General features: G+C 61.1%; 13 protein-coding genes and 1 CRISPR repeat array (1 of these 14 only partly in view). Of the genes, 11 read left to right on the top strand and 2 right to left on the bottom strand.

Translation table 11 applies throughout. The features are described 5' to 3' along the window. Nucleotides 1–284: direct repeats of the CRISPR family, unit length 29 nt; unit sequence GTGCTCCCCGCGCCTGCGGGGATGAGCCC; it reaches 11,029 nt to the left of the window's first position. 193 nt (nt 285–477) lie between these two features. From cas3 to ACIQLF_RS02530, 11 genes are all read left to right on the top strand, one after another. Further along, a complete protein-coding gene (gene cas3 / locus ACIQLF_RS02580; RefSeq protein ID WP_400294029.1) occupies nt 478–3,345 on the top strand; it encodes a CRISPR-associated helicase Cas3' in 2,868 nt (955 codons plus the stop codon). Then, complete coding sequence (gene casA / locus ACIQLF_RS02575; protein ID WP_400294028.1) at nt 3,342–5,033, top strand: type I-E CRISPR-associated protein Cse1/CasA; 1,692 nt, start codon at nt 3,342–3,344, stop codon at nt 5,031–5,033. The genes cas3 and casA overlap by 4 nt, the downstream gene beginning before the upstream one ends. Next, nucleotides 5,026–5,622, top strand: coding sequence for a type I-E CRISPR-associated protein Cse2/CasB (casB, locus tag ACIQLF_RS02570; RefSeq protein WP_400294027.1), 597 nt, complete (start codon nt 5,026–5,028; stop codon nt 5,620–5,622). The genes casA and casB overlap by 8 nt, the downstream gene beginning before the upstream one ends. Before the next feature lie 59 nt (nt 5,623–5,681). Beyond that, nucleotides 5,682–6,824: a type I-E CRISPR-associated protein Cas7/Cse4/CasC gene (gene cas7e, locus ACIQLF_RS02565; protein WP_400294026.1), complete on the top strand. Its 1,143-nt coding sequence runs from the start codon at nt 5,682–5,684 to the stop codon at nt 6,822–6,824. Next, complete coding sequence (gene cas5e, locus ACIQLF_RS02560; RefSeq protein ID WP_400294025.1) at nt 6,821–7,576, top strand: type I-E CRISPR-associated protein Cas5/CasD; 756 nt, start codon at nt 6,821–6,823, stop codon at nt 7,574–7,576. The genes cas7e and cas5e overlap by 4 nt, the downstream gene beginning before the upstream one ends. A gap of 5 nt (nt 7,577–7,581) precedes the next feature. Beyond that, nucleotides 7,582–8,268 carry a type I-E CRISPR-associated protein Cas6/Cse3/CasE gene (gene cas6e, locus ACIQLF_RS02555; RefSeq protein WP_400294024.1) on the top strand — a complete coding sequence of 229 codons (687 nt, stop codon included), beginning with the start codon at nt 7,582–7,584 and terminating at the stop codon, nt 8,266–8,268. Between the two features lies 1 nt (nt 8,269). Continuing rightward, nucleotides 8,270–9,226 (top strand): type I-E CRISPR-associated endonuclease Cas1e, encoded by a 957-nt coding sequence (gene cas1e / locus ACIQLF_RS02550; RefSeq protein ID WP_400294023.1) that lies wholly within the window; start codon nt 8,270–8,272, stop codon nt 9,224–9,226. Then, the gene (gene cas2e / locus ACIQLF_RS02545) at nt 9,223–9,633 is read left to right on the top strand and encodes a type I-E CRISPR-associated endoribonuclease Cas2e (RefSeq protein WP_400294022.1); all 411 of its coding nucleotides are present in this window, start codon (nt 9,223–9,225) and stop codon (nt 9,631–9,633) included. The genes cas1e and cas2e overlap by 4 nt, the downstream gene beginning before the upstream one ends. A 482-nt stretch (nt 9,634–10,115) precedes the next feature. Further along, nucleotides 10,116–10,364, top strand: coding sequence for a type II toxin-antitoxin system Phd/YefM family antitoxin (locus ACIQLF_RS02540; protein ID WP_400294021.1), 249 nt, complete (start codon nt 10,116–10,118; stop codon nt 10,362–10,364). Next, a complete protein-coding gene (locus tag ACIQLF_RS02535) occupies nt 10,364–10,630 on the top strand; it encodes a type II toxin-antitoxin system RelE/ParE family toxin (protein ID WP_400294020.1) in 267 nt (88 codons plus the stop codon). The genes ACIQLF_RS02540 and ACIQLF_RS02535 overlap by 1 nt, the downstream gene beginning before the upstream one ends. Nucleotides 10,631–10,807: 177 nt before the next feature. Next, complete coding sequence (locus ACIQLF_RS02530) at nt 10,808–11,374, top strand: MarR family winged helix-turn-helix transcriptional regulator (protein WP_400294019.1); 567 nt, start codon at nt 10,808–10,810, stop codon at nt 11,372–11,374. Nucleotides 11,375–11,410: 36 nt separating this feature from the next. Here the strand turns inward: ACIQLF_RS02530 and ACIQLF_RS02525 are convergent, their stop codons facing one another. Beyond that, nucleotides 11,411–12,886, bottom strand: coding sequence for an SDR family oxidoreductase (locus ACIQLF_RS02525; RefSeq protein ID WP_400294018.1), 1,476 nt, complete (start codon nt 12,884–12,886; stop codon nt 11,411–11,413). Further along, nucleotides 12,883–13,698, bottom strand: coding sequence for a tryptophan-rich sensory protein (locus tag ACIQLF_RS02520; protein ID WP_400294017.1), 816 nt, complete (start codon nt 13,696–13,698; stop codon nt 12,883–12,885). Before ACIQLF_RS02520 ends, ACIQLF_RS02525 begins: the two co-directional genes overlap by 4 nt. Nucleotides 13,699–13,760: the final 62 nt, after the last annotated feature.

Raw genomic sequence — 13,760 nt, 5'->3', positions numbered from 1 at the left:
CACAAGGAATCGTGCTCCCCGCGCCTGCGGGGATGAGCCCGGATGCACCGGCAAGGCCGTGCGCGGGTACGGGTGCTCCCCGCGCCTGCGGGGATGAGCCCTCATCGTCGTTTTCAATCGTGGCGCTATTCCAGTGCTCCCCGCGCCTGCGGGGATGAGCCCCAGCCCAACCATGAATCCTTCACGGCCGAATCGTGCTCCCCGCGTCTGCGGGGATGAGCCCGAGGGGGTCCGATGATCTGGGTCGATCTGCTGGTGCTCCCCGCGTCTGCGGGGATGAGCTTGTGACAAGCTTTTACGAACGGTCATGGCCGAAGCGCGCCTGTCTGCAACGAATTTCGGCACCGACTAATGAAACAACGGAGCCTAGGCAAACTCAGCAGTTCCGGAGACACGCGCACGCAATTCCATAAAGTGTCTCACCTCACAGATATGGTCAAAGGGTGTTACTAACCATTGGGGGATGAGACATTGCAAATGTCGAATACATTGCGCTCCGAGCTCTGGGCAAAAACAAACAGACTCGACACGCCCCAAGACATCCTGTTTCTGCCTCTGCACACCCACGGTCTCGACGCCGCAGATGCCGCAATCATCATCCTCGAACACGAAAGTCCACGCCTAAAGGCGGACTTATCGACGGCTTTGAACCTGTCGGAAGACCAGCTCACGGCCTTTGTTGCATTCCTTGCCGCGTCCCACGATATCGGCAAGGCCTCGCCATATTTTCAAGCCAAAGTCCCCTCGCTTTACGTGAAGGCCGAACAGCTCGGCTATCCTCCATGTGATCGACCGGGGGACCTTGAATCCCTGCCGCATTCGGTGCACAGCATGGCGATCATTATCCGGTGGCTGCAAAAAAAGTACGGCTATTCCCCTCTCCAAGCAGGCTCAATCGGCATCGTTTCCGGCGGACACCACGGCAGGTTCCCCGCTCTCTCACTGATCAATCAGCTCGGGAACAACCCCGGCACTCCCGGGTGGATCGAGGCTCAAGATGAACTTCTCGACGATTGGGAACGGTCCCTGGCCGCGACCCCGGCGCTCAAAGCGCTCGTCGATTTCGGCATTCCACCCAAATGCCAACTGCTGCTGACCGGCTTGGTGATCTTGGCCGACTGGGCGGCGAGCAACTCATCGGTCTTCGACCTGCGCACTCCCGGCGACAACGGGAACCGCATGCTGCGACTTGCCACAGCGCGGCGTGCGCTTGGGCTTCCCGACTCGTGGATCTTCGACGTGCAACGTAGCGGACTGACGGAATACTATGCGTCCCGATTCCGTTTGCCCCCGAAAGCCTCACCATCGTTGATGCAGGAAACCATGTTCCGCTTGGCAAGTTCCGCTACCAAACCGGAGCTATACATCCTCGAGGCCCCCACCGGGAGCGGGAAAACCGAGATGGCACTGTCCGTAGCGGAAATTTTGGGTTCCCGGCTGGGCCTGAACGGCGTCGCTTTTGCGCTGCCGACCATGGCCACCACCGACGCCATGCTGCCGCGCGTGCTGAATTGGCTGGAAGCCGCGAAGCTTGAGGGCAAGGGACTTCCCACCGTCACGTTGGGACACGGGAAGGCAAAACACAGCCCATTGCTTGCGCAGCTGCCCCGCCAAGCATTGAATTCACCCATCATCCACGACGACGATTCACCCCATGGTGCTCCAGCGTTCGTCGTCCATGACTTCTTTTCCGACCGGAAGCGCGTTCTGCAGCCCAACGTCGCAGTGGTGACCATCGACCAGATCCTGATGGCAGCGTTGAACACCAAGCACTACGCCCTGCGGCATCTGGGGTTGGCTTCAAAGGTCGTCATCATCGATGAAGTGCACGCCGCGGACACCCACATGCTCGTGTTCCTGCATCGCGCCCTGGAATGGTTGGCCTCCTACGGAGTTCCAGTCATCCTGATGTCTGCCACGTTGCCGGCAAGCCACCGACGCGAACTGGCCAAGGCCTACTATTCAAAGGCCGCGCCCCAACAATTCCGCGGCAAAAAGTCCTCCGCGGTCCGGGCAATGATGGAAAAAATGATCCCCGAACACCTCGGCTACCCCTGCGTGACCCAGGTGTCCGAATCGGGCATCACGATTACCCACGGAGCTTTGAGCACGGAATCTGTTCCGATCCGCCCGGTCCAGCTGAAAGACGACCTCGAGAGCCTGTGGGCGGAGCTGGTACCGAGGCTTGCTTCGGGCGGCGTCGTCGGCATCATCTGCAACACTGTAAAACGCGCCCAAGAGACCTACGCGTTCATTTCCGAGCGACTGCCGGAGAATACCTCGCTGCTTCACTCGCGGTTTATTACAGCGGACCGCACCGAGCTGGAAGCCCAACTGGTTGATTGGCTCGGCCCCGAGCACTCCGGAGCCACCCGACCGGAGCTACGGGTCATCGTGGGGACCTCGGTGCTGGAGCAATCCCTCGACATCGATTTCGACCTACTCATCACCGATCTGGCACCCATGGACCTGTTGCTGCAGCGTGCCGGCCGACTGCACCGGCACAAACGAAGCAATCGCTGCCCATCCTTTGCGGAAGCTGAGATGTGGGTTCGTGGCGTTAAAGATTGGACGACCCCGGCCACCGCTATCCTGCGTTCTGTCTCCGCCGTCTACGGCGAATACCTGCTCCTGAACACCCTCGCCGTACTTGAGCATCGATCATCTTGGTCAACACCTTTGGAGCATCCGCACCAAGCAGCGGATCTGGTGCAGGAAGCCTACTCTGACGACCTGGAATACCCGCACTCATGGTACAAGGATCACTCGGATCTTGGCACCATTGCCAAATCCCGCCATCAAGAAAAGAAACGTCGGGCCGAGAGCGGACTGATTCCCCGGGCGGACACCGAACTGGACCTATTTCTAGAAAAACCGACGGATACCGGATCGCCCATCCACGGCACCACACAAACCCAGTCCGGACCCGCCCGCGAGGAGGCCGAGGCAGTCACCCGCGTACGCGACATCGAGGACTCATTCGAGGTCCTACTCATGCGAAAGATTGGAGACGTCATCTCCGGATTCGCTTGGCAGGACGATCTGGCCGATTTGTCACTGACCGATATGGCCCGCATCGACAATCCGGATCTGGCGCGCAGAATCCTGCGAAACAGCGTTCGGCTGCCACTAAACTTTTCGCGAGATTTTGAAACGCTCGAACGCACCCTCAACGAGCTTGAATGGCAAGGGGTCGCGGCTTGGCAGGAAAATCCGGTCCTCAAGGGCCAACTGGTGCTTTTCCTCAACGAGAATCGGGAAGCAATGCTGGCCGGTCACCACATCTTGTACGACCGCGAGGTCGGTCTCCTCGTCACACCACCCCAGAAAGGCGCTAGCCAATGAACGATGTTTCACCGACACGGAGTTCATTCTCGTTGATCGATGACGCCTGGGTCCCGGTCCAGCTCCTGGACGGAACACTTGGCGAGGTGGGCATCCGGGACCTTTTTGCCCAGGCCCACTCAATCCGCGGGCTGAGCAACGAGATCCCCACTCTGGATTTCGCCATCCTGCGGGTGCTGCTCGCGGTGGCCCGGCAGGCAATCGGCGCCGTCGAGCAACCGCTTGCCACTTGGAAAGAACTCTGGGAGCGGACGGATTTCACCGACGCTCGCATCGAAAAGTATCTGGTTGGAGAGAAGGTCTCACAGCGCTTCGATCTGTTGGATCCTGCCCAGCCCTTCATGCAGACTCCCTCGTTGGAGACCCAAAAAGGGGAATTCGATTCCCCCGCTCGGTTGATCCCCGACATCCCGGCTGGGCACCAGTACTTCACCACTCGGTCAGGTTCCGGTTCCTCGCGCCTTCCTTTCCGGGAGGCGGCGCGCTGGTTGATTCACCTGCAGGCTTTCGACTACTCGGGAATCAAACCCGGCGCGCTGGGAGACAGCCGGGTCAAGGGCGGCAAGGGCTACCCCATCGGCACCGGGTGGGCCGGGCAGCTTGGCGGCATCTATGCGGTGGGCGCCAATCTCTTCGAGACCTTGATGCTGAACCTTCGTTTCGCCAAGTTGGGCACCGACGAGGACGAGGATTCCGCAGTCTGGGAACGGACCGTCTCGACGTCTGCGGCAACACGCGGCGACGGACGAACCCCAGTTAAGGGAGACCCAGCGCCCCCGCTGCCCGTCGGCGACTCCGACATCTTCACTTGGCAGTCACGCCGGGTGCTTCTGCAACATGACAGCGACGGCGTAACGGCAGCCTTGGTGACCAACGGCGATCGATTGCTTCCGCAAAATGCGCATATTTTCGAGCCCATGAGCCTCTGGCGCGACAGCCCTGCTCAGGCGACGGTGCACAAGATCCCCGTGTTCATGCCTCGGCGTCATGACCCTGCCAAGGCTGCCTGGCGCGGGTTGGGATCGATTCTCGGCGATCAGGCCCAGATTGCGGCGGGTGGGCGCCACGAATCCCCGCGCGTTCTGCAACAGATTGAGCAGCTTGTCCACAATGGATATCTCCCCAAAGGCTATTCATTCTCCACCGCGCTGGTGGGCTTCAACTACGGAACTCAGGATTCGTCTTTCGACGATCTGTACAGCGACGATCTGACGATCGTGGCCTCCTTGCTCATGAGCACTGCCGAGGCACAGCAGCAGGAAGTCCTCGCTGCCGCCCGGCACACCGACTATGCGGTGAAGGATCTGGGCGAGCTCGCCAAGAACATCCTGATCGCCGGCGGCAACGACCGCCCCTCCGATCCCACGGGCGTTCTGGCGGCAGCATACTTCGACTTCGACCACGAGTTCCGCAACTGGCTCGCCAAGGTATCCGAAGCCAGCAACACCGATGAAATTCGTGCTGAATGGGGTCGACGGGCACGCACACTGCTGGCCAAGCATTCCAGTCGGCTCATGTCCCATGCCAGCGAGCGGAGCATCCTTGGCGTGCAGGACAAGGACGGCCACTGGAACACCGCACATACTGCACTAGCCCGATTCAATGCGGCACTTCGCAGGAACTTCCCATCAGACACAGATGTTCCACCGAATTCCCCGCCACCAGCCAAGGAGAAGGCCAATGTCTGATCAATTCACATCGTTCATTGCAGCGAAAATCACTCAGCTTCAACGGGGATACCTGAACAACGAGGCAACGGCCGTACGCACCATGGCGCACCTGCGCAAGGCCACCAACCGGGCGCCGGGTACCGACCCCGAGCTTTGGGGCGTGACCCTCGAGGATCTGCCCACCGCCCATCAGGGCCGTGGGCAGCATGCCAGCGCCGCAGAATGGGCCGCGCATATTTCCCTCTCGCTCTATTCAGTGCATCAACAGGGCAAAAAGTCGAAGGGGATGCACGAATCCAGCGTTCGCTTCGGCCGGGTCGTTCGTGGCCTGAGCGACCACGGAATGTCAGCCGATGCCGTGAAACGACGTTTCGACGCACTCGCTACGGCCTCATCACCGTTGGAAGTCCAACACCATCTTGGCTCATTGGTCCGCATCTTGCGCGACGCCGACGCTTCCATCGACTACGTGCGGCTGGCGGATGACCTGCGCCGTTTGTTGATCCCGGGCCAGCACAAGCCAGTACTCCTCCAATGGGGACGCGATTTCGCCTATTCCAAACCAACAACGACCACGACATCCTCCGAACAACCAGCCACAAGCTGACTCCAAAACGCTCCCGTCACTTCGCCCATCGATTCCCCAAGAAGGAGAACCACACCACCATGAGCAACCTCTTTGTCGACATCCACGTCCTGCAGACCCTGCCACCAAACAACATCAACCGGGACGAATCTGGTTCACCCAAGACCGCCATCTACGGCGGCACGGTACGTCAGCGCGTCTCCAGCCAGGCCTGGAAGCGAGCCATCCGCACCGACTTCTCCACGAAGTTCGATGCAGGCAAGCTCGGGGTCCGTACCAAAGACGTCGTGAAGCTGGTCGCCGACGAAATCGCGGAACTCGCCCCGGAGCACAAGGAAAATGCACTGACCTGGGCGCAAACTTCACTGGAAGCGGCAAAGATCAAGGTTGCAGTGCCCAAAGCACGCGCCAAGTCCAAAGCCAAGGATGGGGAACTGGCCGAGCCCGAAGCGCTTCCGGAAAGTGCCTACTTGATTTTCATGGGTGCTGCGCAGGCCAAGAACCTCGCCCAGTTGGCCATCGACAGCGAAGGCAAGCCATCCAAAAATGCTGCAATCGCTGCTCTGAACGCCAACCAAGCCATTGACGTGGCACTCTTCGGCCGTATGCTCGCCGATGCCAAAGAGCTCTCCGTCGACGCCTCCACCCAAGTGGCCCACGCCATCAGCGTGCACGAGGCAGTGCCCGAATTTGACTACTTCACCGCCATGGATGACAAGCGCGGTGTCGACGAGGCCGGCGCCGACATGATCGGCACCGTCGAATTCACTTCGTCCACGCTGTACCGCTACGCCACGATCAATGTCGGTGCGCTGAACAAGACCTTGGGCGATGCAACCGTCGCGGCGGAAGCCACCGCCCAGTTCATCGATAGCTTTGCCCGTGCGATGCCCACCGGCAAACAGAACACCTTTGCCAACGGCACACTGCCCGATGCCATCGTGTTGAGCTTCAGTAATGAACAGCCGCTGAGCTGGGTCGGTGCCTTCGAACAGGCCATCACCGCAGACTTCGGCGGATCCCGTCTGGAAAAGACTGCCACCGAGTTGGCGGCCCATGTCCAGTCCTTCGACGAGGCCTACGGCCTGACCACTACCCGCCATGTGTCGGCTGCCAACAAAGCAACCCATGCCCTAAAGAAACTCGGCACAGGCGGCTCGCTGCCGGAGCTCACCAAGATTGCCGGCCAAGCAGTGTTGGATCACCTGGGACGTGCCGAGTGACCGTAAGCGTATTGCTCGCCCTAGCCGGACCGCTTCAGTCCTGGGGCAGCGACAGTAGATTCACCGTGCGCGCCACCCGGACGGAGCCAACCAAGAGCGGAGTCCTCGGCCTAGTTGCCAGCGCACTTGGCCGCGACCGTGGCGACACCCTCGAGGATCTGGGCGCACTGAACTTTGCCGTGCGAACCGAACAGGAGGGCACGCTTCTGGAAGACCTGCAGGTCTCCCTGACGCTCGACAAGTCAGAGCGCATGCCGCTGAGCCGACGCTATTACCTCGCCGACGCGCGCTTCACTGCCGCGCTTTCCGGGGACGAGAAGCTAGTGCGGGACATTGCCGATGCACTCTCGCACCCCGCCTATCCCCTCTTCTTGGGGCGACGTTCGTGCCCTCCGGCGCGTCCGGTCTCCATGCGCGGAATTCACGACGGAACCGACGGCACGGGGCTCCTCGAGGGCGACGCTGTGCAGGCGCTTCGTGCCCTGCCGGCGCAAATGCATCCGGCGCTCCAAAAAAGACTGCGAAACCAGGAAACCCTGTTGCTCCCGTTGCATGCAGACACCACACCGGATGATCCCCGGGGAATCACGATTCGCGACCTTCCTGTCTCTTTCAGCCCGATTCATCGGCACTACCTGCCAAGGACCTTCGCGTCACTGGAACCCGTCATCCGGGACAACCAATTCCATGTGCCGCAGATTCAGACAAACCCGGGCATTGACGACCACAACACTTGGGACGGATTGGACTAAATACCATGACCTTCAGAACCCGCATCGCCATCGATCCGACCTCCCGTAGCGCCATGCCATATCTAACCAACCCGCATCGGTTGCACGGCGCCATCATGAAGATGTTTTCGCCGGCACCTCACGGCCAAGCCGGAGAACAGCGCGTGTTGTGGCGGATTGATTCCTTCGCCACCAGTACCTGGCTGTACGTGGTCAGCACCGAGGAACCGGCCACCGAGGTTTTTCATAAGGAAGCCGGCCTCGGGCACCTGGTACCCGAGAGCCAGGACTACTCACGCATCCTGAACCAAGTAAAACCGGGCGGAATATACGGCTTCAGGCTCACCGCAAACACCATGAAGGCAGCTGTGGACCTGGGATCCCCCAACAGCAAACGCCCAGAGCTGACGCGCGGCAAACGCGTACCCATCATCCATGACGACCAAAAGATCCAGTGGCTGCAGCGCCAAGGCGAATCCCACGGATTCTCTATCCTGGAATCCTCCGAACATGGCCCCATGGTACGCATCGGCCCGTCGGGAAACCGGAAATTCAAACGCAACCACTCCACGGTGACCCTGCACAGCACCCAGTTCGACGGCACGCTGAGGGTCGACGATGTCGATGCCCTGCGCGCGGCGATGGTCTCCGGGATCGGACGAGGCAAGGCCTACGGTCTTGGCCTGCTGTCCCTGACTCCGGCTTCGGCCTGACATGTCGGCACCGACTCCCTCGAAGCGCCCGGTCGCACTCCCCGCGTTGACCCGCGTCAGCGATCGCATCTCGTTCCTCTATCTTGAACGCTGCACCGTACACCGCGACCAAAATGCATTGACCGTGACGGACAGGGAGTCGGTGGTCCACGTCCCGGCCGCCGCCATCGGGACGCTGCTCTTCGGCCCCGGAACCCGCGTGACACACCAAGCCATGTCGCTTCTGGCCGACTCCGGTGCCACCGCGGTGTGGGTGGGCGAAAACGGGGTGCGCTACTACGCCCATGGGCGCTCGCTGGCTAGGTCCTCGCGCATGTTGGAGGCGCAGGCTCGTCTCGTATCCAACCAGCAATTGCGTTTGGGTGTTGCCAGGGAAATGTACGAGCTGCGCTTTCCGGGCGAAGATATCTCCCGGTCGACCATGCAGCAGTTACGTGGACGCGAGGGAGCACGCATCCGGCGAATCTATCGCGAACAATCCGAAAAGTGGAACGTACCCTGGACTCGGCGTGATTACCGGCCCGATGATTTCGACGCCAGCGACGACATCAACAAGGCACTCTCCGCCGCGCATGTCTGCCTCTACGGAATCATCCACACGGTCATCGTCTCGTTGGGTTGCTCACCCGGACTCGGTTTTGTCCACACCGGCCACGACAAGTCCTTTGTCTACGACATCGCGGACCTTTACAAGGCGCAGCTGACAATTCCGATCGCCTTCCAAGTCACCGCGTCCCAACCCGCGGATGTCACCGCTGGCGTGCGGCATGCGGTGCGTGATGCGGTGTTTTCCAGCGGGCTCATGGGCAAATGTGCTCAGGACATCCAGCAGCTGCTGCTTCCCGATGAAGTTCCGGAGGACACTGAACTGAACAACGACGTCGTGAATATCTGGGACTATGCAGCCGGGCTGCTTCCCAGCGGCAACAACTACGCTACGGGCGGCGACGCTTCGTGACGGTTCTGGTATTGTCCTCGTGTCCCGTGGGGCTGCGCGGGTTCCTCACCCGTTGGTTCCTTGAGATCAGCGCAGGAGTCTTTGTTGGCGTTGTCTCGACCCGAATCCGCGACGAAATATGGGCCGAGGTGAAGCTATTATGCAAGGATGGCCGCGCGATTCTGATTTTCACGGCTCGCAACGAGCAGCGCTTGAAATTCCGTGTTCATCGGCATCATTGGCAGGTGAGAGATTTCGACGGAATTTCACTCATGGCACGACCTCGCGAGCCAAAGCCTAATTCCACCACCGTCGCGACCCTTCCAACACCGGCACTGGAAGCAGAACCTTCCGAAAGCCAAACAGGTCTTCGGCCAGGCTGGAGCAACATGAGCAAGTACCGACGGGCAAGAACCACCGGACGTTGAGAAGTTTTGCCTGAACGAGGTCATTGCTAATGAGTGAGTTGAATCAGACCGTGGATGACGCACACCGGCATAGACTCGGAACATGCTGATACCTGCAAAGCGGGTTTGAGCCCAGTTAGAGCACAGCAGAAGACGAGCTCCCGGCGTTTGCCGGGCTGGCGGCCCAATCTCATGTGGGCCGCCTTTTCATGTCCCAAGTAAACAAACATCAATTTCTAGAAATCGTGGCCCATGGTCCGAATAGTTAGAGCACTGCATAATGTATTTACTTCAAGATCCTCCCTTGCTACCGTTGCAGCTCTGGAACAGCCCAAAAAATCGGGCACTCCAGTAAAGTCGGCGGCCGTCTTCACACACGTAGACTCGGCCGCCGACGTATGAATGGCATCTAGATTGTTCCAAGACTTCGGTGCCCGACTGTCGGCATTAATCGCTTGGATTATTCATGTCCAAAGCGTACGTTTTGTCGATAAACTATGTACATGAAAATCCAGCACGTCGGAGCAACCGAAGCTCGAAAGCACTGGCGCGAAACGCTCAACAAGGCGGAAACCGAACCGGTTTCCATCACTCGCCAGGGAGAACGCCCGCCGCTGGTCCTCGTTCGTGCAGAACTCTATGAAGCAATGCTCGAAGCCTATGAAGACGCTGAGGACATCGCCGCGGCCGAAGCGGCCGAAGGAGACCTCATCCCATGGGAAGACGTGAAACGTGACCTCGGCCTCGCATAATGTATGAAATCGCCATCGAGCGAGCCGCGGCAAAGATGCTTGGCAAACTCTCCAAAGATGCGCAATTGCGCATACAGGGTGTAATCGAAACCCTCGCAGTGACCCCGCGTCCGCCTGCTGCGAAGAAGCTCCATGGATCAGCTCGCCCGTTATGGAGAGTCCGCACAGGAGATTTCCGTATCATCTATGAAGTCATTGATGGCAAACTCCTCATCATCGTCGTTGCGGTGGGTCACCGGAGGGAAATATACAAGCGCCATAGCTGATTGGGGGACCTCCGCCAATAGGTTGGGTCTGCGTTGCAGGGAGACTTTCGATCATCGGTATGAAGCCAGCAGGCAATCTCCCTGATACAACAGGCTGACAGGATTCCGTCCTCACAAGAGCCGTATTATGAAGATGCCAGCTAAATCTGCATGAATCGATGAAAGGACGGGAAGCCAATGGAGCACGAAGAGCTTCCCACCATCTTCAATCTCGCCTCGAGCGACCCGCACAGCGAACTGATCGACAGGTCCGGGCTGAGCGATGAAACGCTTCAGCAGATCGACCACATCATGGCGGAGATGGGTCGGCTGCGCGCGGTCGAGCGCAAGATCTCGCGCGCTTCCCAGCGCTACATGAACCTGAACGAGACCGACATGCGGGCCATCCGTTTCCTGATCTCGGCCAAGAACACCTCGACGTCCGTGACGCCCGGCATGTTGGCCAAACACTTGGTGATCACCACGGCCTCGGTGACCAAGCTGATCGACCGCCTCGAAAACGCGGGACACGTGGTGCGCACTTCGCACCCGACGGACCGGCGGTCGCTCTGCATCACCGTCACTGCCGAAACGCACATGGCAGCCCGCGAGCAGGTCGGTCGCCATCACGCTGCGCGCTTCGGTGCCGCCGCGCGACTCAGCCCCGAGGAACGGGAAGTCGTCATCCGCTTCCTCGCCGAGACCGCCCGCGACCTGGAAGACAGCATTGGTTCGGTCGGCGAGCGCGCCGACGACGACTCATAGACCTTCGCCACCCAGACGGTTCCCGGGTTCAACAGGTCAGCCCCGGCTCTTCGTTTCTCCCAGCTTTTCCGCGGCAGTGGTGATCCTGCGCGCCATGGAGGAGAAGATCACCCCGTGGAACGGCAGGATGGATAGCCAGTAGAGGCGGCCCGCCAGCCCATGGGGGAAGAAGACCGCCCGTTGCCTGTAGCGGCTGCCTCCCGGGATGGGTTTCACCGAAAGCTCCAGCCAGGCACGGCCCGGGACGCGCATCTCCGCACGCAGGCGCAGCAGTTCGTTGGGAACCAGTTCCTCGACGCGCCACCAATCGAGCGCATCGCCCAACGCCAGGGACTGGCGGCTTCGCCTGCCCCGACGCAACCCCACTCCCCCGGCGAGCTTGTCCATGAACCCACGCACGGCCCAGGCCCCGGGAAGCGAGTAGTAGCCGGTGTCCCCGCCGATCCCTTGGATCACCGTGAAGAGATCATTCGGTGCGGCGGTGGTTTCCCGTTCCCTGACATCCGTGTAGACGGTGCGGCCCGCCCATTGGGGGTCGGAGGGCAGCGGCTCGGCCGGGGACTCCAGCGCGTGGGCCGTGGCCCACGTCGTTTCCACGGTGTCCGCTTCCATCTTTGCCAGAGCGAGCTCGACGGCCCTGCGGTATCCGGTCAACCCGCCTTCTGGACGTTCGATGACCGCGTCGATGTCCCTGTTGCGCATCACGCAGTCGTGCTGCAGGGATTCAACCAACGGGATCGCCAGGGAGCGCGGAATGGGAGTGACAAGGTTGACCCATTGCGCCGCCAGCCACGGGGTGAGCACCGGGAGCGCCCAGATGACGGGCCGACGGATGCGTGCGGCATCCGCATAGAGCCGCATCATGTCGCCGTAGCTGTGCGCGTCGGGGCCGCCGATGTCGAAGGCCCCGGAAACCTCCGGCGAAAGTTCCGCGGCGCGGCCCAGGTAGTGCAGCGCATCGCGCACCGCGATGGGTTGGACCTTGTTGAGCACCCAGTGCGGGGCCGGCATCACCGGCAACACGTCGGTCAGGTGCCGGACCATTTCAAAGCTTGCCGACCCCGACCCGATGATCAGCCCCGCCTGCAATGTCAGTGTGGGGATGCCGCTGGCCTCCAGGATCTCCCCGACCTTGACCCGCGAGGACAGGTGGCGGCTGAGTTCCCCGCTGGGGTGCAACCCCGAAAGGTAGACAAAGCGTTCGATGCCTTCGGTCCCCGCAGCTTGGACAATGGTTCGCGCGCAGCGTTCCTCAAGGGGTGCGAAGTCCGAGGTGCCGCCCATGGAGTGCACCAGGTAGTAGAGGACGGAGGCGCCGCGGCAGAGTTCTTGCGCGGCCTGCAGGTCGGTGAGGTCTCCCTCGATCACCTCCACCTCCGCGCGCCAGGGAACATCGCGCAGGGCATCCTTCCGTCGGGTCAGCACCCGCACCTCGTGGCCGTTTTCCAGCAACAGGGGAACCAGCCGTCCGCCGATGTAGCCCGATGCTCCCGTCACGGCAATGACACTCACGGCCGCACCTCATGCATCTGCCTCCGGCGGGAAGTGAGCGACACCCCGGCACCGAGCGTAAACACCAGCAGGGTCCCGGCGCCGATGAATGCAGTCACTGCGACAACCATCGAAGACGTCCCGCCGTCGCTGCGGCCCACGCCGATCCAGGCGATGCCCCACACCATGGCCAACGCCGCCGACATCCGCCCGCGCGAGTAAAGCACCGTTGCGGCGCCAATGAACACGGCGATCACGACCAGCACCGCCGCCAGCGCTTGCGCCCAACCGGCACCGCGTCCCACCCCGAGCGAGGCCAGCCAGGCCGCGATGTTCGCAACCGTCGCGACGCTCACCCACCCCAGGTACGGGCCAAAGGTCAGCCACATGATCCAGCGCTCGGTCGGGTCGACCACCGGTTCCTCGACCAACAGCATGAAGATCCGGATCAACACCAGAAGCAACGCCAGAATCACCAAGACACTGATCCCCAGCCAACCAAGCTGCACCACCGCAAGCCACAGGGCGTTGAAGATCGCCGAGGCGGCAGCCAGCGGCCGCAAGACGCGTTGCGTGCGCGAGCTGCGGGCCGTTCGGCCCAGCTGCCACACCGCATAGACGGCCAGTCCAAGGTAGATGAAGGTCCAGATCACAAACGCGCCGGTGCCCGGGGCCAGCAGCGTCGAGTCGGCTCCCAGCCACCCGTCGGCCGCGTCCTTGATCGGCGTACCGCCAAAGGCCCCGCTGCCCACGAAGGCTCCACCGATTGCGGCGAACACCGCCACAGCAACCAGCAGCGGGATCACCGGCGGCGCTTTCCCCTTGGTGTGCATCTCGGTCCTCCTGTTCGAGGGAAATCTTGCATTGGTTGCCCGTCCCACTCGACAAGCAGCAA

Origin of the sequence: Paeniglutamicibacter sp. NPDC091659, assembly GCF_044756805.1 — a bacterium.
Taxonomy (GTDB): Bacteria; Actinomycetota; Actinomycetes; order Actinomycetales; family Micrococcaceae; genus Paeniglutamicibacter.
The sequence above is the reverse complement of the archived record's forward strand: the minus strand, read 5'-3'. Positions and strand labels throughout refer to the sequence as shown.